19 protein-coding genes are annotated in these 20621 nt (G+C 69.1%); 11 read left to right on the top strand and 8 right to left on the bottom strand.

Features of this window, described 5'->3' with window-relative positions:
* The first annotated feature begins 7 nt into the window (after window positions 1-7).
* The 8 genes from AB7E83_RS12405 to AB7E83_RS12370 are packed head-to-tail and all read left to right on the top strand — an operon-like array spanning window position 8 to window position 8198.
* On the top strand, window positions 8-538 hold the full coding sequence (locus AB7E83_RS12405; protein WP_428569790.1) for a (2Fe-2S)-binding protein: 531 nt from the start codon (window positions 8-10) through the stop codon (window positions 536-538).
* Window positions 535-2883, top strand: coding sequence for a xanthine dehydrogenase family protein molybdopterin-binding subunit (locus tag AB7E83_RS12400; protein ID WP_428569787.1), 2349 nt, complete (start codon window positions 535-537; stop codon window positions 2881-2883). Before AB7E83_RS12405 ends, AB7E83_RS12400 begins: the two co-directional genes overlap by 4 nt.
* Window positions 2880-3800: an IclR family transcriptional regulator gene (locus AB7E83_RS12395; RefSeq protein WP_428569784.1), complete on the top strand. Its 921-nt coding sequence runs from the start codon at window positions 2880-2882 to the stop codon at window positions 3798-3800. Before AB7E83_RS12400 ends, AB7E83_RS12395 begins: the two co-directional genes overlap by 4 nt.
* Window positions 3797-5050 carry a CaiB/BaiF CoA transferase family protein gene (locus AB7E83_RS12390; RefSeq protein ID WP_428569781.1) on the top strand — a complete coding sequence of 418 codons (1254 nt, stop codon included), beginning with the start codon at window positions 3797-3799 and terminating at the stop codon, window positions 5048-5050. Before AB7E83_RS12395 ends, AB7E83_RS12390 begins: the two co-directional genes overlap by 4 nt.
* Entirely contained in the window at window positions 5047-5775 is a 729-nt protein-coding gene (locus AB7E83_RS12385; RefSeq protein WP_428569779.1) for an enoyl-CoA hydratase/isomerase family protein, read from the top strand. Before AB7E83_RS12390 ends, AB7E83_RS12385 begins: the two co-directional genes overlap by 4 nt.
* 33 nt (window positions 5776-5808) lie before the next feature.
* The gene (locus tag AB7E83_RS12380; RefSeq protein ID WP_428569777.1) at window positions 5809-6567 is read left to right on the top strand and encodes an alpha/beta fold hydrolase; all 759 of its coding nucleotides are present in this window, start codon (window positions 5809-5811) and stop codon (window positions 6565-6567) included.
* A 1-nt stretch (window position 6568) separates the two neighbouring features.
* A complete protein-coding gene (locus AB7E83_RS12375) occupies window positions 6569-7546 on the top strand; it encodes a Bug family tripartite tricarboxylate transporter substrate binding protein (protein ID WP_428569774.1) in 978 nt (325 codons plus the stop codon).
* Window positions 7547-7550: 4 nt separating this feature from the next.
* Window positions 7551-8198, top strand: a complete 648-nt coding sequence (locus tag AB7E83_RS12370; protein WP_428569771.1) for an SRPBCC family protein — start codon at window positions 7551-7553, stop codon at window positions 8196-8198.
* Between the two features lie 3 nt (window positions 8199-8201).
* Here the strand turns inward: AB7E83_RS12370 and AB7E83_RS12365 are convergent, their stop codons facing one another.
* The 4 genes from AB7E83_RS12365 to AB7E83_RS12350 form a co-directional block, all read right to left on the bottom strand.
* Window positions 8202-9185: a Bug family tripartite tricarboxylate transporter substrate binding protein gene (locus AB7E83_RS12365; RefSeq protein ID WP_428569769.1), complete on the bottom strand. Its 984-nt coding sequence runs from the start codon at window positions 9183-9185 to the stop codon at window positions 8202-8204.
* Window positions 9186-9273: 88 nt separating this feature from the next.
* Window positions 9274-9750 carry a DM13 domain-containing protein gene (locus tag AB7E83_RS12360; protein ID WP_428569766.1) on the bottom strand — a complete coding sequence of 159 codons (477 nt, stop codon included), beginning with the start codon at window positions 9748-9750 and terminating at the stop codon, window positions 9274-9276.
* A 172-nt stretch (window positions 9751-9922) separates the two neighbouring features.
* On the bottom strand, window positions 9923-10993 hold the full coding sequence (locus tag AB7E83_RS12355; protein WP_428569764.1) for a J domain-containing protein: 1071 nt from the start codon (window positions 10991-10993) through the stop codon (window positions 9923-9925).
* The gene (locus tag AB7E83_RS12350) at window positions 10980-12275 is read right to left on the bottom strand and encodes a DEAD/DEAH box helicase (RefSeq protein ID WP_428569761.1); all 1296 of its coding nucleotides are present in this window, start codon (window positions 12273-12275) and stop codon (window positions 10980-10982) included. Before AB7E83_RS12350 ends, AB7E83_RS12355 begins: the two co-directional genes overlap by 14 nt.
* 77 nt (window positions 12276-12352) lie before the next feature.
* Between AB7E83_RS12350 and AB7E83_RS12345 the strand changes: the two genes are divergently transcribed.
* Complete coding sequence (locus tag AB7E83_RS12345) at window positions 12353-13327, top strand: Bug family tripartite tricarboxylate transporter substrate binding protein (RefSeq protein ID WP_428569758.1); 975 nt, start codon at window positions 12353-12355, stop codon at window positions 13325-13327.
* A gap of 26 nt (window positions 13328-13353) precedes the next feature.
* Here AB7E83_RS12345 and AB7E83_RS12340 read toward each other — a convergent pair whose 3' ends face one another.
* From AB7E83_RS12340 to AB7E83_RS12330, 3 genes are read right to left on the bottom strand one after another with little or no spacing between them, the layout of a single operon-like run.
* Complete coding sequence (locus AB7E83_RS12340; RefSeq protein WP_428569756.1) at window positions 13354-14322, bottom strand: tripartite tricarboxylate transporter substrate binding protein; 969 nt, start codon at window positions 14320-14322, stop codon at window positions 13354-13356.
* 53 nt (window positions 14323-14375) lie between these two features.
* Window positions 14376-15410 (bottom strand): hydroxyacid dehydrogenase, encoded by a 1035-nt coding sequence (locus AB7E83_RS12335; RefSeq protein WP_428569754.1) that lies wholly within the window; start codon window positions 15408-15410, stop codon window positions 14376-14378.
* Window positions 15407-16084, bottom strand: coding sequence for an RraA family protein (locus tag AB7E83_RS12330; protein ID WP_428569753.1), 678 nt, complete (start codon window positions 16082-16084; stop codon window positions 15407-15409). Before AB7E83_RS12330 ends, AB7E83_RS12335 begins: the two co-directional genes overlap by 4 nt.
* 123 nt (window positions 16085-16207) lie before the next feature.
* On the opposite strand from AB7E83_RS12330, the gene AB7E83_RS12325 reads away from it, so the two are divergent.
* Both AB7E83_RS12325 and ydiJ read left to right on the top strand, forming a co-directional pair.
* Window positions 16208-16885: a GntR family transcriptional regulator gene (locus tag AB7E83_RS12325; RefSeq protein WP_428569750.1), complete on the top strand. Its 678-nt coding sequence runs from the start codon at window positions 16208-16210 to the stop codon at window positions 16883-16885.
* Window positions 16882-19911, top strand: a complete 3030-nt coding sequence (gene ydiJ / locus AB7E83_RS12320; protein WP_428569747.1) for a D-2-hydroxyglutarate dehydrogenase YdiJ — start codon at window positions 16882-16884, stop codon at window positions 19909-19911. The genes AB7E83_RS12325 and ydiJ overlap by 4 nt, the downstream gene beginning before the upstream one ends.
* A 13-nt stretch (window positions 19912-19924) precedes the next feature.
* Here ydiJ and AB7E83_RS12315 read toward each other — a convergent pair whose 3' ends face one another.
* Window positions 19925-20563 carry a ProQ/FINO family protein gene (locus AB7E83_RS12315; RefSeq protein WP_428569744.1) on the bottom strand — a complete coding sequence of 213 codons (639 nt, stop codon included), beginning with the start codon at window positions 20561-20563 and terminating at the stop codon, window positions 19925-19927.
* Between the last annotated feature and the right edge of the window lie 58 nt (window positions 20564-20621).

The raw sequence follows: 20621 nt of genomic DNA, 5'->3' as shown, positions 1-20621 counted from the left end.
AGGAACGATGGAAGACAGACACGAAATCCGGCTCACGGTGAATTCGCAGGCCTGCGCGGGCAGCGTGGATCCGCGGCTCAACCTGGTGGACTTCCTGCGCTACGAAGGCGGGCTCACGGGCACCCACGTGGGCTGCGAGCACGGGGTGTGCGGCGCCTGCACGGTGCTGGTCGACGGCCGTTCGGTGCGAGGCTGTCTCATGCTCGCGGTGCAGGCGGACGGCTGCGAAGTCCGCACCGTCGAGAGTCTCGGCACCGCAGCGCAGCTCAATCCACTGCAGCAGGCCTTCGCGCAGTGCCACGCGCTGCAATGCGGCTTCTGCACGCCGGGGATCCTCATGACGGTGACCGAGTTCATGGAGAAGCGCGACGTGTCCGCCACGGTGACCGAAGCGGAGATCCGCGAGATGCTCTCGGGCAACCTGTGCCGCTGCACGGGCTACCAGGGCATCGTCGACGCGGTCGCGCAGGCCCTGCGGCATGCCGGCGCGACAGTGGAGACGAGCCCCCTGCTGTCCGCCGCCGGAGCGCACGCATGAAGCCGCACGAGCTGCCCCATACGCACTTCGGCGCTTCCGTGCCGCGCGTGGAAGACGCGCCGCTGCTGACCGGCCAGGCCCGCTTCGTCGACGACATGGCGCCGCCCGGCCTGCTGCACGCGGCCTTCGTGCGCAGCCCGCTCGCGCATGCGCGCATCCGCGGCATCGACACCTCGGCCGCGCAGTCGGCCAGGGGCGTCGTTCGCATCGTCACTTTCGCCGACCTGCCCGCGCACCTGCAGAAACGCACCATGCCGCTGCTCGTGCCCAACCCGGCGATCACGCAGGTGCAGACGCAGTACACGCTGCCGCCCGAGGAAGTGCGCTACGTCGGCGAGCCCGTGGCGATGGTCATTGCAACGAGCCGCGCGCTGGCGGAGGACGCCTGCGCCCTGGTCGACGTCGACTACGAGGCGCTTCCCGCCGTCGCGAACCTGAAGCAGGCCCTCGCGCCCGACGGCCCGCGCGCGCATCTGGGCAGCGACACCAACGTCGCGGGCCGCACGACCTTCGCCGATGGCGACGTCGACGCCGCGTTCGCGGGCGCCGCGCACCGCTTCCGGGCAACCTTCCACCAGCATCGAGGCGGCGGCTTCGCGATGGAGACGCGCACCTGCCTCGCCGTGCCGGACACCTGCCAGCAGGGTGTCGTCGCCTACATCGCCACGCAGTCGCCGCACCGCACAAAGCGCAACCTGCTCGACATGCTGGGACTGTCCGACAGCCAGTTGCGCGTGGTCGCGCCGGACGTGGGCGGCGGCTTCGGTCCCAAGGGTTCGTTCTACCCGGAATACACGCTGCTCGTGCTGTCGGCGATGCAGCTGAACAAGCCGGTCAAGTGGGTCGAGGACCGGCGCGAGCACTTCCTCTGCACGCACCAGGAGCGCGACCAGATCTGGGATCTGGAGATCGCGGTCGATGCCGACGCGCGCATCCGCGGCCTGCGCGGACGACTCACGAACGACTGCGGCGCGTACGTGCCCTGGGGCCTCGTGCTGCCGTGGATCGCGGTGACCACGCTCCACGGACCGTACGTTATTCCCGCCTTCAGCATCGAGCTGCTGGCGGTGTTCACCAACCGGATCATGTGTACGCCGGTGCGTGGCGCCGGCCGGCCGCAGGCGGTGTTCTCCATGGAGCGGCTGATGGACATCGTCGCCGCCGAGATGAAGCTGGACCGCGCGGAGGTGCGCCGACGCAACTTCATCCAGCCCGCGCAGATGCCGTGGAGCTGCCGGATGATCTCGCGCGACGGCAAGCCGGTCGTCTACGACAGCGGCGACTATCCCGAGGCGCAGCGCCGCGCGCTCGAGATCGCGGGCTACGCGGACTTCGATGCGCGCCGGAAGAAGGCGCGCGAGGCGGGACGGTACATCGGCATCGGGATGGCGAACTTCGTGGAAGGCACCGGCCTCGGCCCCTACGAAGGCGCCGCGCTGAAGATCACCAACACCGGCGCGGTGGTGCTCTACACCGGGGCCGCGCCGCACGGGCAGTCGCACAAGACCACGCTCGCGCAGATCGCCGCCGATCAACTGGGCATCGCGCCGCAGCAGATCGAGGTGGTGACCGGCGACACGGCCGGCATCTCGCTCGGCATGGGTACCTTCGCCGCGCGCAGTGCGGTGAACGCGGGCAACGCCGTGCATCTCGCGGCCGTCGAGGTACGGCGCCGCGCGCTGCTCATCGGCGCGCAGATGCTCCAGACCGACCCGGCGAAGCTGACGATGAAGGACGGCGGCGTGTACGACACGACGGACCCGACCCGCCGGCTCGATTTCCGCCAGCTCTCTTTCTACGGCACCGGCATGCCCGGCTATTCCTTGCCGGAGGGCATCGATTCGCCGGGGCTCGAACACACGGCCTACTTCTCGCCGAGCGCCTCGACCTACTCGAACGGCTGCCACGTGGTGGAGGCCGAGGTCGACGTCGAGACCGGCCACGTCACGCTGCTGCGCTACGTGGTGCTGGACGACTGCGGCCGCGCGATCAACCCGATGGTGGTGCATGGGCAGGTCGTGGGCGGCGTCGTCCACGGCATCGGCAACGCGCTGCTGGAGCAGATGGTCTACGACGACAGCGGCCAGCCGGTATCGACGAATTTCGGCGAGTACCTGATGCCGACCGCTGCGGGACTTCCGCCCATCGAGGTGCATCATATGGAAACGCCTTCGCCGCTCAATCCGCTCGGCGTGAAGGGCGCGGGAGAAGGCGGCACGCTGCCCGCGGCCGCGGCCATCATCTCGGCGATCGAACACGCGCTCTCGCCCTTCGGCGTGCGCATCCACGAAGCGCCGATCACGCCGATGCGGATCGTCGAACTACTGGCGCAGGGGCGGCCGTGAGCGCCAGCGCCCAACCGTTGCACGGTGCGAGGAAGCGCGCGGCCCCGTCCTCGACCGCCGAACCGCTGCGCACGAAGAAGGCCGCGAGCGTCGCCGCACGCAAGACCAAGCCGCCGCGCGAGGACAACGCGGCCAAGGGCGTCATCGCGCGCACCACGGCGCTGATGCGAGCGCTGGTCGAAGCCGGCGAGCCGCAGAGCGTGAAGGCGCTCGGCGAACAACTGCACCTTGCGCCGAGCACCGTGCATCGCCTGCTCGAGGAACTCCTGCGCGCCGAATGGGTCGTGCGCACGCCGCAGCACCGCTACCGTGCCGCGCTCGAATTCTTCCGCCTCGGCGCGCTCACCACGCATCACATCGCACCGGTCGCGCTCGCGCAGTCGGCGCTGCACGAGATCGTGCAGCGGTGCGACGAGACGGCCATCTTCGCGATGCAGGTGGGCAACGAGCCGCGCATGGTGTTCGTGGAGCAGCGCAATCCCTCGCATCCGCTGCGCTACCGCTTCCGCATGCACAAGCTGCGCCCGCTCGTCTGGGGCTCCGCCGGCCGCGCCATCCTCGCGTGGCTGCCCGAGGCGCAGCAGCGCCTGGCGCTCGCCGAGGCCGCTCCTTCCGAATCCGGCTGGGCCGCGCCGGACTGGGACACCTGGGCCGAAGAGGCGAAGACCATCCGCAAGCGCGGCTACGCGATGTCGCGGGGCCACTTCATCGACTGGGCGGTCGGCTTCGCGGCACCCGTGTTCGGCTCGGGCGACGCGCTCGTCGGTTGCGTGCTGCTGATCGTGCCCGAGCAGCGCTTCCGCAGCGACCGCGCGAATTTCTACATCCATACGCTGCTCGAACAGGCGCGCCTTCTCTCGGCGAGCCTGGGCGCGGCGCGCCGCCGCACCGCCGGCGACGGGGAGACCCTTCAATGACCGGCGTCGGCCTCCTGGAGGGCGTGCGCGTCCTCGATCTCTCGATCTTCCTGTCCGGGCCGTTCGCCACGCAGTTGCTGGGCGACCTGGGCGCGGAAGTGATCAAGGTGGAGCCGCCCGGCGGCGACCACACCCGCGTGCTGCCGCCCAACTTCATCGGAGAAGACAGCGCGTACTACCTCAGCTGCAACCGCAACAAGCGCAGCGCGGTGATCGACTACCGCACCCCCGAGGGCGCGGCGCTGATCGAGCAGCTCGCGACGAAGTGCGACGTGTTCTTCGAGAACCTGCGCCCGGGCGCGATGGCGAAGTCCGGGCTCTCCTACGAGCGCCTGCGCCAGATCAATCCGCGGCTCGTGTACTGCTCGCTCTCGGGCTTCGGACAGGACGGCCCCTATCGCACGCGACCCGCGTACGACATGGTGATCCAGGCCTTGTCGGGCGGAATGAGCCTCACGGGCGAGCGCGACGGCCGGCCGGTGCGCGCCGGCATTCCCCTCGCCGATCTCGCCGCAGGCCAGTACGCGGTGATGGGCATCCTCGCCGCGCTGCATCACCGCAACCGCACGGGCGAAGGCCGCTTCATCGACATCGGCATGCTCGACTGCCAGGTGGCAATGCTGTCCTATCAGGCCGCGTACTACCTCGCCTCCGGCAAGGTGCCGGGTCCGCAGGGACGGGAGCACGAGTCGGTGCCGTCCTATCGCGCGTTCACCGCGCGGGACGGCCGCGACGTGGTCGTGACCGCGAACACCGACCGCATGTGGCGGTCGCTGTGCGAAGCCGTGGAGCGCATCGACCTGCGCGACGACCCGCGCATGGCGACGCGCGCGCAACGCTACTACGTGCGCGACGAGATCTGGGCCGCGCTGGAAGCGGCCTTCCTGAAGCGCGATGCCGCCGACTGGGTGCGCGTGCTGCATGCGCACGAGGTGCCGGTGGCCGAGGTGAACACGCTCGACCGCGTGATGGCCGATCCGCAGGTACTGCATCGCGAGATGAATCTCGAGTTGCGCGACGAGGCCAGGGGCCTGAGCGCGCGCGTGGCCGGCAATCCCTTCAAGGTGCCCGAAAGCGGCGCGCAGCAGCATCGCTACCCGCCGCTGCTCGGCGAGGACACGGAGCGTGTGCTGAGCGACATCCTCGGGCTGCCGCCCGGGCAGGTGCGCGCGCTGATGGATCGCAAGGTGGTCGCGGGACACGAGCCGCGCGGGCGGCCCGCCGCAGCCTCACAGGGAGGAGGCGCATGAGCACGAACCGGATCGAGACGCGGACCGAAGGCGGCGCCGCGCGCATCCTGCTGAACCGCGCCGACGCCGGCAACGCGGTCGACATGGCGATGCTCCAGGACCTCACCCGCGTACTCCGCGAAGCCGCCGCGAACACCGATGTGCGCCTCGTCGTGCTGGACGCCGCGGGCGAGGACTTCTGCCTTGGCCGCGACAACAAAGGCGAGGTCCGCGAAGGCCTGAGCACCTGGGACAACCGCGAGCGCTTCATGCAGCCCATCCTCGATCTCTACGGCGCGCTTCGCGGCTGCCCGCAGCCGGTGGTATCGGTCGTGCGCGGCCGCGCGCGCGGCTTCGGCTGCGCGCTCGCAGGGACGTGCGACGTCACGCTCGCGAGCGAGGGCGCGCGTTTCTCGCTGCCCGAGATCGAGCATGGCGTGCCGCCCGCGCTCGCGATGGCGGCGCTGCACACGCGCGTGTCGCGCAAGACGCTCGAGTACATGGTCTACAGCGCGCAGGAGCTCTCGGCCGCCGAAGCGATGCAGGCGGGCATCGTCAGCCGCGTGCATGTCGAGTCGGAGTTGCGGCAGCGCGCGGATGCGTTGATCGACGCCATGCTCACGCGTCCGCGCGCCGTGCTCGCCACCGTCAAGAAGTTCGGCGCCTCGGTGCAACCGATGCCGACGTCGCTGGTCGACGATCTCGCCGGCTCGCTGCTCGCCATTGCGCGGTCGCGGAAGGCCTGATCTGCCATGCGGCGCGACGACGCATCCCCTGCCATGCGCGACGAAGGCCGTGGCCTGCCCGTGCTCGCGCTGCACAGCCTGGGTGGTTCCCTCTCGATGTGGGACGGATTCGCGCGATCGGCGCTGCCCGACATGCGCCTGATCCGCTTCGACGCGCGGCTTCACGGCACGTGCGCCCTGCCCGGCCCCTTCGACATCGCGCGCAATGCGCAGGACGCGATCGACGTGCTCGACACGCTCGGCATCGAGCGCGCGGTGGTCATGGGCATCTCGATGGGCGGCCACACGGCGATGCAGGTGGCGATCTCGCATCCGCACCGCGTGCGCGCGCTCGTGCTCGCCAACACCTCGGCCGGCGGCACGGCGCCCGAGGTCGCGGCGCAGCGTCTCGAAGGCATCCGCGCGCAGATCCGCGAGCTGGGCTTCTCCGCCTTCGCCGAGCAGTACGTGCGCAGCCGCCTTGCGCCCGACGTCGATTCGGACGTGGGCGCCGCGTATCGACTCGACGTGGAGAACTCCGGCGCGAATGCGTATGTGCAGACGCTCGCATCGATCCTGCGGCAGGACTTCCGCTCGCAGGTCGCTTCCATCGCCGCCCCCACGCTCGTGGTCTGCGGCGAGCTCGACGCGAGCACGCCGCCCGCCGCGGGCGCCGTGCTCGCGAACGGCATCCCTCGCGCGCGCCTCGTCACCTTGGCGGGCGCGGGCCACTTTTCGTGCCTGGACCAGCCGGGCGCATTCAACAAGGCGGTGCTCGAATTCCTCGACGCCGTCCAACGAGAGGAGACATAGCATGGGTACGACTCGCAGAAGCTTCATCGTCGCCACGGCCTCCGCCGGCCTCGTCGCCGCGCCGGCGGCGGTACGCGCGCAGGCGGGCTTTCCGGACAAGCCGATCAAGGTGATGGTGCCCACGGTCGCGGGCGGCGCGGCCGAGCAGTGCCTGCGCGCGGTCGCCGAGCCGATGCGCCAGGCGCTCGGCCAGCCGCTCGTCTTCGAATACCTCACCGGCGGCACCGGCAACATCGCGCTGCAGCGCGCCGCGCAGTCGCCGCCCGACGGCTACACGCTCGCGCTGCCGAGCGCGGCGAATTCCTCCAACCTCGCGGCCCGCCCCCGGCAGGCCTTCGACATCGTGGGCGAGATGCGGCCCGTAGGAAAGATCGGCGTGGCCGCGATGATGCTCACAGTCTCCCCAGCCTTGAACGTGAAGACGACCGAGGAGCTGATCCGGTACGCGAAGGCCAACCCCGGGAAGCTTTCGTACGCGAGCATCGGCTACGGATCGAGCCAGCATCTGGTGGCCGAGATGTTCGCGGCCGCCGCCGGCATCGACATGGTTCACGTGCCGTATCGCGGCGAGGCGGCGGCGGCCCTCGACATGGCGGGCGGACGCATCCACGTCGCGTTTCTCGCGGGCGCGAAGCCGCTGGTGGAAACGGGCAAGATCCAGGCGCTCGCCACGACGAATGCCGAGAACTGGCCGTCGATGCCCACCGTGCCGCCGCTGTCGCAGACCGGCCTGCCCGGCTTCGTCTACAACGGCTGGAACGGGCTCGTCGCGCCCAAGGCCACGCCCGACCCGATCGTCGCGCGCCTGAGTGCGGCGCTCGCCGGCGCCCTGAAGGAGCCGAAGGTGCGTTCGGACCTGCGCATGATCGGCTTCGAGCCCGGCGCCGGCACGCCGGACGAACTCGGCGAGCAGTTGCGCAGCGACATCGCCAATTTCCGCAAAATCATCGCGGAACGCAACCTGAAGTTCCCGGACTGAACGCATGGCCGTCACGATTGCCTGCGAGTTCACGAGTGCGCGCCCCGCGGCGCAAGTGTGGGAACGCCTGAAGGACGTGGAGGGCGTGGCCTCGTGCCTGCCCGGCGCGCAGCTGGACGAGCGCGTCGACGATGCGACGCATCGCGGCAGCCTGCGGGTGAAGCTCGGCCCGGCGGCTTTCCGCTTCAAGGGCGAGTTCCGGTTCGACGAACGCGACGATGCCGCGCGGCGTGCGACCGCGACCGCGCGCGGCGCCGCCGACAAGGGCCGCGGCGCGGTGTATGCGCGCATGCGCTTCCATGTCGAGCCGCTTGCCGACGATGCGAGGTCGTCGCGCACCGCAATCGAAGCCGATGTCGAACTCTCCGGCATGGTCGCCCAGTTCGGCCGCAGCAGCGCGATGATCCAGGCGGTCGCGCAGGCGCTGGTGGAGGACTTCGCGCGCAACCTCGAGCAGCAAATGGCGCAGGCGCCATCGCACGCCGTGGAAGATGGGGCGATCCATGATCCGGGGCCGCCTGCCTCGACGACGCCTGCCGCGTCCTCGCCCCTGGCCGCACCGGCGACACCGCAGTCCCTCGACGGGTTGCGGCTCCTCTGGCTGAGCGCGCGCGCGCTGCTGCGCCGCTTCCGCTTCCGCCGCGCGGAGTGACCGTCACTCCATCTTGAGGTTCGTCTCCTTGATGACGCGCACCCAGCGCGTCTGCTCCGACTGAACGAAGCGCGCGAATTGCTGCGCATCCGCCGTCATCGGGTCCATGCCGAGTTCCGCGAAGCGCTCGCGCACGGGCGCCGACTGCGTCACGGCTGCGAGCTCGGTGCTGAGCTTCGTCACGATGTCCGCGGGCGTCCCCGCCGGGGCCCACAGGCCGCACCACAGCGACGGGTCGATGCCGGGGATGCCGAGCTCCGCCATGGTGGGCACCTGCGGCTGCGCGGCGGAGCGCTGGTCGCCCGTGACCGCGATGTAGCGCAGCTTGCCCGACTTCACGTGCGGGATTGCCGTCGACCAGCCGGCCAGCAGCATCTGCACGTTGCCGGCGAGCAGGTCGGGCAGCGCGGCGGCCTGTCCCTTGTACGGCACCTGGCGGATGTCGAGCCCGGCGGCGTGCTTGAGAAGCTCCATGCCGAGATGCGTCGTCGAACCGGGTCCGGTCGATGCGTAATTGAGCTTGCCGGGTTGCGCCTTCGCGAGCGCGATGAGCTCCTTCAGATTCTGTGCCGGCAGGCCGCTCGGCACCACCAGCACCAGCGGCAGGTTGCCGGCGGGGCCGACGGGCGCGAAGTCCTTGATCGGGTCGTAGGGCAGCTTCTGCCCGAGCGCGGGCAGGATCACCATCGGCCCCGGCAATCCGAAGAGCAGCGTGTAGCCGTCCGGGGGCGACTTCGCCACCGCGTCGGCCGCGATGATGCCGCTCGCGCCGAGCCGGTTTTCCACCGCGATCGATTGCCCGAGCCGCGTTCCGAGGTGCTGCGCGACGGTGCGGCACATCACGTCCGCCGCGCCCGAGGCGGTGAAGCCGATGATGAAGCGGATCGGCTTGCTGGGGAACGCCTGCGCGCGGGCGTGATGCGACCACGGAGCTGCGAGCAGCGCCAGGCTGCCTGCGGTGAAACGGCGGCGTGAGAGGGTGTGCATCGGCGCAGTATGGGAAGCGCGCCGGATGGAGGCAACGGTGGGATTCCGATGGGCGGAATCGGAGGGAGCGACGCCAGCGGGCGCGCAGTCAACGATATCTCGCCGCCGTGATGAACTGCGAGAACGCCTCGCACCAGATCAGCACCGTGTCGTAGCGGTCGAGCGGCGCGCCCGCGGGCAGCGGCACGATGAAGTTGTCGAAGGTCTTGACGTCGCCGACCTGCAGGGACTGCGACTTGATTGCGCGGAAATCGTCGTTGGTCTCTACGAATTTCGGCACGAGGTACAGCTTGTACGCCGGACCCGGCGCGACGCTGCCAACGAGCGTGACGTGCGAGGGGCCGACGCTCACCTTGCCCTCGCCCCAGTGGAGCGCGTCGCTGCCCTTCAGCGCCCGCTTGAACTCGCCCTGGAAGCTTGCCTTCCCGGCGGCCGCCTGCACCTCGGCCGCGCTCGGCGCGGGCGGCGCGGCGAGGATCGGCAGGTAATAGATGCCGAGCGCAAAGCCGGCGGCGCACGCGGCGATGTGCGTCGCAGCCAGCAGGAGGATCGTCTTCGTTTTCATGGCATCGCCCCTTGCAGAATCACGCCGATCGAGGCAAGCGAAAGGCAGGCGCCCCTCCCGACCCGTCGGCGACCCAACCATCGTGACGCCTCGGCGGTGGTGGCGCAAGGCCTTCCAGCTGGCCCGGTCCGAGGTCCTCGACTCCCCAGTTGCCAGCCTCGGAGACAGCGCGTCATGGATTCTGACGCTCCTCGCGCAACCACCGCCTCGTTTCCTCCACGTCGCGCAACAGCGCAATCTGGCGACGCAGGCCCAGCAAGTCGGCGCGCAGTCTCTGGGTTTCCGCGGAGATCTGCCGGTCGGCCTTGCGCGGTTGCAGCCCCGACCCCGGCGCGAGTCCCGTCGCCGCCCGAAATTCGGACTCGAGTTGCCGCACCCGGGATTGCAATGCCGCCAACTGCTCCTGCAACAACGCCGTGTAGTGCTGCAAGCGGCGCGGGTCGGCGGCGACTGCCTGCGCCGCATCGAGCGCGCCGGCGCGCCGCTGCAGTTCCAGCAGGGCATGCAGGTCGTCCCGTGCGTACGCTTCGTTCGCCTGTTGCATGAGCGCCGTCTTGCGCGCGCGCTGCGCCGCGTCGGACTCGCGGTCCGGATGCACCGCGCTCGCGAGCCGGCGATAGACGTCGCGCAACGACTGCCGCGTGTCTTCCGCGGCCTGCCGGCTCCGCTTCTCGCCGGCGGCGGCGCGTCGCTGCGCGGCCCACTCGGCGCGCTGCGCCGCGGCGGCGGCGGCCTCCCGCTCCCAGTCCGGCAGCGCGTCATCGATGACTTCGCCGGCCTCGTGGATCGCGCGATCGCCATCGCCCGGCGCTGCGGGCGACGGGTCCGCATGACGGTTCGCCACCGATGCGACTCCGGCATCGTCCTCGCCTTCGAGCAGCGCGCCCGCCGCTTCGAGCAGCCACCCGCGCAACTGCTCGCGCTCGTGCCGCGCGAACGCGGGCTGAAGCGTCGCTTCGTCAAGTGCGAAGACCCACTCGCGCCATGCGGCATGCAGTTCGTGACGCACGGGCGCCGTGACCTGCTCGTAACGCGCGATCCGCGCTTCCCATTGCGTCAACACGGCGCGCCAGTGCTCGACGTCGCGCACGAGCGTGTCGAAGTTGTCGTGCCGCTGGATGAGGCCGGGGCCGGAGCCGATGCTTGCATAGTCTCCGCTCGCGACAACCCGCTTCCGCGGCGACGGTTGATCGGCGTTCGACATGCGCACCCCGGCGGCGTTGCGCGCCTTAATCTTCGCCACCCGGCACGCCACCGCCCGCCGGCTTCCCCACGGCGGCATCGGCCGCCGCCGCCCGCAACTTGTCCTTCTTGCTCGGCCGCCGGCCCTTGATCCCGCCGGTGCCCGCGTCGGCGCGCACCGGCGGCGCCACCTCCACCGGCTCGAATCCGGGCACCTGCTCGCGCGCGAGACGCAAACCATGCTGCTTCTCGATCAGTCGCATGTGCGCCTCCGATGCGGCGCCGACGAAGCTGATCGCCGCACCCCGCGCACCGGCGCGCGCCGTGCGCCCCACGCGATGGACGTAGTCCGCGGCCGAGCGCGGCAGGTCGTAGTTCACCACCAGGTCGAGGCCGGGCACGTCGATCCCGCGCGCGGCCAGGTCGGTCGTCACGACGACGGATATCGCGCCGTCCCGAAGATCCTGCAGCACGCGCGTGCGTTGCGACTGGCTTAGCTCGCCGTGCAGCGCCGCCGCGCCGACGCCGCGCCCGGTCAATTTGTGCGCGACGTGCTCGGTCCCGCGGCGCGTCGCCACGAACACGAGTGCGCGCTGCCCCTTGTCCTGCCGCAGGAGCAGGTGGCGCAGCAGTTCCGTGCGCCGTCCGTCATCCACCGCGATCGTCCTGTGCTCGATCTCCGGAATCGCCTCGACCTGCGAAGCGGCCTCCACCCGAACGGGTTCGTGCAACAGCGCATCGGCGAGCGCCTGCACGTCGGCCGGAAAGGTCGCCGAGAACAAGAGGTTCTGCCGCCGTGCCGGCAACGCGGCCAGGATGCGGTCGCGCTCCGCCGCGAAACCGAGGTCGAGCAGCCGGTCGGCTTCGTCGAGCACGAGCGTCTCGACGCTGTCCAGGCGCAGCGCATTGTGATCGAGCAGGTCGAGCAGGCGACCCGGCGTGGCGACGACGATGTCGGCGCCGCCACGCAGCCGCATCATCTGCGGGTTGATCGACACGCCGCCGTGGACCACGTCGACCTTCAGGGGCCGCGCGGCCGACGCACCGAGGCGCGCGAACACCTCGCCCACCTGCGCCGCCAGTTCGCGCGTCGGCACGAGCACGAGCACGCGCACCCGCCGGAAGGCGCGTTGCGGGCCGGCCAGAAGCCGCTGCAGCAGCGGCAGCACGAAGGCCGCGGTCTTGCCCGAGCCCGTGGGCGCGAGGCCCAGCAAGTCGGCGCCGCGCAGCAAGGACGGTATCGCCTCCACCTGGATCGGCGACGGCGCGTCGAAACCCGCCCGCGCGCAGGCGTCGGCGAGTGCGGGCGCGAGCCCCAGCGAGGCGAATGTGGCGGTGCTCATGAATGCGGTGAAACACGCATTGTCGGTCAGGCGCGAGAATGCGAGGCTCGGCCCTGCTCCATAGAAAGACAAGCTCCATGACCCGAATTTCCCGCCGCAGCTTCACCACCGGCGCTGCCGCGCTCGTCGCGGCGCCGCTGGGCGCCTTCGCCCAGGCCTGGCCCAGCAAGCCGATCCGTTTCGTCGTGCCCTTCGCGCCCGGCGGCAGCTCCGAAATCATCGCGCGCTCGGCCGCGGGCGAGCTCTCCAAAACGATCGGCCAGAGCGTCTTCGTCGACAACAAGCCCGGCGCGTCGGGCAACATCGCCATGCAGGAGGTCGCGCGTGCCGACGACCAGCACACGGTCATCCTCGGTCACATCGGCACGCTTGCGGTCAACCCGTACATGTTCGACAAGCTGCCCTACGACGCCAACAAGGACTTCAAGCCCGTGAGCCTGCTGGCCAAGGTGCCGAGCCTCTACGTCGTGCATCCCGACGTGCCCGCGAAGAATCTGCGCGAGTTCGTCGCGCTCGTGAAGTCGAAGCCGGCGCAGCTGAACTACGGCTCCGCCGGCAACGGCAGCGCGGGCCATCTCGCCATGGAGTACCTCAAGATGGCGAGCGGCATGTTCATCACGCACATCCCGTACCGCGGCACGGGTCCTCAGCTCACCGACCTGCTCGCGGGACGCCTGCAGGCCGCGTCGGTCGGCGCGTCGGCCATCATCCAGCACATCAAGACGGGCAAGCTGCGCTGCATCGCGACCGGTTCGACGAAGCGCCTCGCGCAGCTGCCCGACGTGCCGACGGTGGCCGAGCAAGGCTTCCCCGGTTTCGAGATGACGCAGTGGTACGGCATGCTCGCACCGGCGACGATGGCGCAGGCCAACATCGACAAGCTCGCTGCCGAAACAGTCAAGGGCATGAAGAGCACGGCCGCCATCGAGCGGCTGAACCAGGACGCGGCCGAAGCCGTCGGCAGCACGCCGGCTCAGTTCGCGCAGTTCATCGCGGTGGAGCAGAAGCGCTGGAAGGAAGTGGTGACGCGGGCGAAGATCCGCGCGGAGTAAGCCTCAGGACGATACGGAATCAAGGCTTATTTGTCCGTCCAAGGCATCGTCTGCCACAGTTGCCTGAACTCGGCTTCGTCGCTCTTCAGCTCGGTCGCGTAGGCTGCGGGAGCCAGGTAACGCAGCGGAGCAAAGAAGCCGGCGGCCTTGGCCTGGAATTCGGGATCGTTGACGGCCTTCTGGACTGCGGCCACCAGTTGCTCGCGCACGGCGGGCGGCAGATTCTTCGGCGCCGCGACGCCGCGCAGGGAGGCCATGATCACGTTGAAGCCCTGTTCCTTGAACGTCGGAACCTGCGGCGCCAGCGTCGAGCGCTTCTCGCTCATGGTGCCGAGATGGCGCAGCGGCGTGCCGCCCTTCTGGTACTGCATGGCCTCGCCGATGTTCATGGCCGCCATGAAGATCTGCTTGGTGGCGATTGCGTTGTGTACTTCGGCGGCGCCCTTGAAAGGCACGTGCGTGAACTTCACGCCCGCGGCCTTCTCGAACGACAGCGCGGCAAGGTGATCGTCGGAGCCGATGCCGGTGGTGCCGTAGGTGACCTTCCCGGGATTCGCCTTCGCGTACGTCACCAGTTCCGCGAGGTTCTTGATCGGCGTGTCGGCATGCACGGAAAAGTTGCCCGGATCGTCCACGATGTTGCCCAGCAGGTCGAAGTTCTGCCAGTGGAACGGCGCCTTGCGCTCGATCGGAATCGTGAGCACGTTGGGCGTGTTGATGAAGCCGATCGTGTAGCCGTCGGGCTGCGCATTCATCAGTTCCGCGAAGCCGATGCCGCCGCCCGCGCCCGGGCGATTGATGACCGCGATCGAGGCGTTCGCGCCCAGATGCTTCTGCATGTACTGGGCCAACAGGCGGGCGGTGATGTCCGTGCCGCCGCCGGCGGAGTAGGACACGATCATCTTGATCGGCGCCTCGGGGTAGGCTGCGTGGGCGAGGCCGGGCGCGGCAGCGGCCACGTACAGTGCGAGGGCGGGCAGCGCTTTGCGCAGCATGGAAAGAATTCGGTGCATTTGAAGTGTCTCCTGGGTTGGATGGTTCGAACGGATCAGCTGAAGAGGCGCGCGCGTCGCTTCTCGTATGCCGGCCAGACTTCGGGGTTGACCAGCCGCGGCGGGCGCTCGCCGCGCAACAGGCCAACGATCTGCTCCGCGCCGATCGCGGCGACGTTGCGGCGGGCCTCATGCGTCACGCCGGCCGTGTGGAAGGTGGCGTACACGTTGTCCATGGCAAGCAACGGGTGATCCAGGGGCGGCGGCTCCTGGTCCCAGACGTCGATGCCGGCGCCGGCGATATGGCCCGAACGCAGTGCATCGACCAGCGCCGCTTCGTCGTGGATGCCGCCGCGCGCGGTCGTGATGAAGATCGCGCCCTTCTTCATCCGGGCGAAGGCCTTCGCGTTCATCAGCTTCAGGGTGCCGGCATCCCGCGGGCAATGCAGCGACACGAAGTCGGACTGCGCGAGCAGGTCGTCGAACGAGACTGCCTTGGCGCCACGGCGCGCGATCTCGTCCAAGGAAAGGAATGGGTCGGTCGCGATGACTTCCATCCCGAACGCGCGTGCGAGGGACGCCACGCGCGTGCCGATGTGGCCGATGCCGACGAGGCCCACCGTCTTGCCCCGGATCTCGCGGCCCATCACGTCCTCGCGCGTGTAACCGATCTCGCGGCGCATCCGGCGATCCCCCTCCAGCATGCGACGCGAGACGCCCAACATGAAGCCCAGCGTGTGTTCGGCGACCGAGACGGCGTTGCCGCCTGCCTGGTTCACCACCGCCACGCCCGCCGCGGTGCATGCGGCAACGTCCACGGTGTCGTAGCCCGCGCCTCCCGCGGAAACGCACAGCAGGTCGGGACAGCGGGACAGCAGCTCCGCACGCGCGAACCATTGCTGCGGCAACTCGTCCTTCGCCGCGGAGATGTGGTACACGTGGGCCGCAGCCAGCAGGTCGCGGCCGAGCGGGTCGTTCCCCTCGATCGGGAACACGGCGAGGGAAATGTCGCTCTCCCGGGCCAGACGCTCGTCGAACGCAGGGCTGATCCAGAGGTCCGACCGGACGACTCGCTTCCCGGTCGCCGTCACATCGGCTCCGTGTTGCAGCCGATGCGCCGCAGCGTTTCGTCGATCCACGACTTGTCGAGCGTGCCGGCGGCGATGTCCGCCATCATCTTCTTCTCCGCTTCCATCTTCCTGTGGGTTGCAGCGAGCAGCGCTTCGGCCTCGTCGAACGGAACGCACAGCAGGCCATCCGCATCTCCGACGATCAGGTCGCCGGGCTGGATGACCATGCCGTCGATGGCAATCGGGACATTGATTTCGCCGGGGCCGTCCTTGTACGGGCCGCGGTGGCTCACGCCAGCCGCGTACAGCGGGAAGCTGCCACGACGGATCTCCTCGGAGTCGCGCACCGCGCCGTTCAGCACGATGCCGGCCAAGCCGATCTTCACGGAGGTCGCCACCATGATCTCGCCGAACAGCGCGTTGGTGAGGTCGCCTCCGGCATCGACCACGATCACGTCGCCGGGCTGCGCAAGCGCAAGGGCCTTGTGGATCATGAGGTTGTCGCCGGGCCGGCACTTCACCGTGAGCGCGGGGCCCGCGAGATACGCGCCGTCGTGCATGGGGCGCAGGCGGGGGCCCGCGGCCGTCATGCGCGCCATGCAGTCGCTGATGTTGGCAACGGGCAGGCCCTTGAAGGCTTGCACGAGTTGCGAGGAGACTTGGCGCTTGCGCTTGAGGATTTGGAGTCCGACCATGGTTCGTTGGGAAGGGTGGAGATGGCAGTGCGCGTAATGTACAATAAAAAAACAATCAAGGCACGTAAATTCGTCCCCTTAGCTGATGACCGTTTGTCGTGAAAATACAAAATAGGTACAAAAATGGCTGCTGCCGCCGACAAGGCGTATGAAGTCCTGAAGCAGAGGGTGGTCGGCGGCACCTATGCGCCAGGCGCCCAGCTGAAGGAGGAGCACATCGCGCGCGAGCTGGACATCAGCCGCACGCCGGTGCGGGTTGCCCTCAAGCGGCTCGTGGACGACGGCCTCGCCACGGCGGACCCCAATCGCGGCGTGCGCGTTGCGGAGTGGACCGAGTTCGACATCGAGGAAACCTTCGACCTGCGCGGACTGCTCGAGTCGCACGCCGCGGACCTTGCCGCTCGCCGCGGCGGTGCGGGCCTGGCAGACCGGCTGGATGCGCTGAATGAGCAGATGGACAAGGCCATCTCAAAGGGCGGCAGCGAACTGTCAGAAAAGCTGCAGCTCATCAATGCGCAGTTCCACCGCGCGCTGCTGGAAGGCAGCGGCTCGCCGCGGCTTCGCGCCATGCTCACGAGCCTGATCGACATGCCGATCGTGCTGCGCTCGCACTTCATCAGTACCCTGCAGGACAAGGTGCAGAGCCTGGGCCACCACCGCGATCTCGCCGCCGCCGTGCGCGCGGGCGACGGCGAACTGGCCAGGCAAGTGATGCAGTTGCACCTGCGGGTGGCCTCGCACCGCTTCAAGCGTCAGCGCGGCGAGTTCAGCGCCCACCGGGCGGAAGGAAAGCGCGCGTGATCCCCGCACTCCGGGCGGGTGAGCGGCCGTCGTCGCTCACCCTGGATTTCCTTGCCGAGCTGCGCCTGCGCGGCTTCGAAGGCGACATCGCGCACTCGCACGCGGAGCGCACCGTCTTCGCCACCGACAACTCGATCTACCAGGTCGCCCCGCAGGCGATCCTGTTCCCGCGCCACGACACCGACGTCGTGCGGATCGCGAAACTCGCGAACGAGCCGCGCTTCAACGCCTTGACGTTCACGCCGCGCGGCGGCGGCACCGGCACCAACGGGCAGTCATTGACCGATGGCATCTCGGTTGACCTTTCGCGCCACATGAATGCGATCCTCGAGGTCAACGCCGAGGAGGGTTGGGCGCGCGTCCAGGCCGGCGTGGTGAAGGACCAGCTCAACGCGGCGGTTGCGCCCCACGGCCTGTTCTTCGCGCCGGAGCTCTCTCCCTCGAACCGCGCCACGATCGGCGGGATGATCGCCACCGACGCGTCGGGGCAAGGCTCGGTGCTGTACGGCAAGACGCGCGACCACGTGATGGCGTTGCGGGCGGTGTTCATGGACGGAACCGAGTGGCACTCCCGGCCGTTGACGGCCCTGGAACTGCTCACGGCGAAGAGCCGCAACGATCGGGTGGGGCAGGTGCTTCGCGTGCTGGACCGCATTCGCGAGGAAGACGGGGAACTCATCGCCGAGCGCTTCCCGAAGCTGAACCGCTGCGTGACGGGCTACGACCTGGCGCACCTGTGCGACTGCGAAGGGCGCCTGGACCTGAGCGCGGTGATCTGCGGCGCCGAAGGCACGCTGGCATTCGTCACGGAGGCGAAAGTCCGGCTCACGCCGGTGCCGCGATTCACGGCCTTGTTGAACATTCGCTACGCGACCTTCGACGCCGCGCTGCGTGACGCGGGCAACCTGATGAAGCTGCAGGCGGCGTCGAGCGAAACAATCGACGCCACGGTGCTGGGCCTCGCGCGGCAAGACGCCATCTGGCTGAAGGTGCGCGACTATTTCCCGGACGATCCGCAGGGCCCGGCCGAGGGCGTGAACATCGTCGAGTTCGTCGCGAGCGAACGGGCGCAGCTGGAGGAGCAGCTCGCGCGCGTCGAAGCGGCGCTTGCGCAAGGCGGCGCCGGGCGCAGGGGCTACACCGTCGCGCAGGACGCCGGCGCCGCTGCTGCGATCTGGTCGATGCGCAAGAAGTCGGTCGGACTGCTCGGCAACATGCAAGGCGACAAGCGTCCCATGCCCTTCGTGGAAGACACCGTGGTTCCACCCGAGAACCTCGCCGACTACATCCGCGAGTTTCGTGCGGCACTCGACAGGCGCGGCCTGGTCTACGGGATGTTCGGGCACGTCGATGCCGGCTGCCTGCACGTGCGGCCGGCGCTCGACATGAAGGATCCCGAGCAGGAAAGGCTCGTGCGTGAGATTTCGGACGAGGTCTTCGAGCTCACGCGCAAGTACAAGGGCGTGCTCTGGGGGGAGCATGGCAAGGGGTTCCGCTCGGAGTACGTGCCCGAGTTCTTCGGCCCGCTTTATCCGCGCATGCAGGAGATCAAGGTGGCTTTCGACCCGCACAACCAGCTCAACCCCGGCAAGATCGCGTCGCCGCCGGGCCAGACGCTCACCCGGATCGATGGCGTGCCCACGCGAGGCCAGCATGATCGGCTGATCCCGATCGGCGTGCGCAGCGCCAATGAAGATTCGCTGCACTGCAACGGCAACGCGGCCTGCTTCAATTTCGACCCCGACGATGCGATGTGTCCTTCGTGGAAAGCGACGCGGGACCGCAGGCACTCGCCGAAAGGGCGTGCTTCGTTGATGCGCGAGTGGCTGCGGTTGTTGGCGCGGCAGGGAATGGATCCGGACGCAAAGCGGTCTTCACGCTGGCGTGAATGGCCGCACCGCGCGCTGAATACGTGGCGAGGCCGGCGCGGCCAGGCCGATTTCTCCCGGGAAGTGAAGGAGGCGATGGACGGGTGCCTCGCTTGCAAGTCGTGTGTGGGCCAGTGCCCCATCAAAGTCGACGTGCCTGCTTTCCGTTCGCGCTTCCTCGAGACGTACTACGGCCGGTACTTGCGACCGGCCAAGGATCTGCTGGTCGCGCGCTTGGAGTCGCTGCTGCCGATTGCGGCCCGGGCGCCCCGTCTTTCCAATGGGTTGACACACAACCCGCTGAGCCGGGCGGTCGCGCGCTGGCTCGGACTGGTTGACTTGCCCGAACTCGGCACTGTCGAGGCCGCGCAGGCCGCTCAGCGACTGGGTGTAGCGGTCGCAACGCCCCAGTTGCTGCGTGCGTTGCCGGACACCGAGCGAGCCCGGAGCGTCGTGATCGTGCAGGACGCCTTCACGACGCACTACGACTCACGCGTGGTGATGGACTGGATCGAGCTGCTGCAGGTGCTGGGCTTTCGTCCGTGGCTCGCGCCGTTTCTGCCCAACGGCAAGCCGCAGCACGTTCTGGGCATGCTGGACTCGTTTCGCACGACAGCAAAGCGGAATGCACGAATGCTGCGCGACCTGGAACGCGCGGGCGTCGACCTTGTCGGTGTCGATCCATCCATGACCCTCGCGTACCGTGCCGAATACGTCCAGGCCCTCGGGAAGGACGCGGTGCCGCAGGTGGCGTTGCCCCAGGAGTGGCTGGCGCAACGCCTCGACCGGATTCCGAAGCGGGAAGGTACGGGTCGAACCTGGAAGTTGCTGCCGCATTGCACCGAGCGAACCAACGCGCCGGCTGCCACGGCCAGCTGGGTGGCGGTGGCACGGCATCTTGGCATCGAATTCGAGATCGTGCCGAGCGGATGCTGCGGGATGGCGGGTCTCTACGGCCACGAGCGCGCGAACCGGCAGAGTTCCGAATCCATCTATCGACTCAGCTGGGCGCCCGCTCTGGCTGCTGCTGGCTCGGATACTGTGATGGCCACGGGGTATTCGTGCCGCAGCCAGGCGCATCGGCTGGACGGTGCGCACCTCTCGCACCCCCTCCAGGTCCTGCTTCACGAACTCGAGAGAAAAAAGGACCCTGGGTAGAAGAGCGCCCCGTTCACTGCAGCAGCGCCTTCGCCTCCGCCGGATCCAGGCCATACATCTGCGCGAACTCGGCGACCGTCTTGCCGCTGGCCTTGAACGCGTTCTGCAAGGCCTCGCGGCGCGCGTTCTTCTGCGCCACGATCGCCAGCGCATCTTCGACGAGCGCCTGAATGTCGCCGTCGGCCGAAACGAAGCGCGCGCGGTAGTCTTCGCGCCCCAGCCCCGAGGCCTCGATCGCGGCCGTGAGTTGCGCCACGGCGCGCTCGCGTGCCTGTTCCGGCGACTTGCCGCCGCGGCGCTTGTACAACTCCAGGATCGCGTGATGCACGTGCTCGGGCGCCACGGGCTCCACAGGCGTCGCTTGCAGATCGTGACGCGGCACGCCCGATGCGACGGCCTCGATGTAGCGCGTCGAGCGCGTGTGGACCGCCAGCGCAACCTTCAGCTCGGCGGCAGGCAGCGCCTCCGGGTGCGCGGCCAGCAGGTCTTCGAAAACGCCGCGCTTGAGCGGCAGGAATTTCGCGCCGAACAGGCGGGGATACAGCTCGAACAGCTTCTGCAGCAGGGGCGGCACCGGCCGCGGCGGCTTGCGTCGCGGCGCCGACGTGCGTACGGATGTCGGCTCGGGCGTCAGGGTGGAATCTCGGGACATGGACGTATTGTCGGAGAGATGCCAGGGGCAGGCTGCCATTACACTGAATTCCCGCGCC

This window comes from Ramlibacter sp., assembly GCF_050250995.1.
Classification (GTDB): Bacteria; Pseudomonadota; Gammaproteobacteria; order Burkholderiales; family Burkholderiaceae_C; genus Ramlibacter.
The sequence above is the reverse complement of the archived record's forward strand: the minus strand, read 5'-3'. Positions and strand labels throughout refer to the sequence as shown.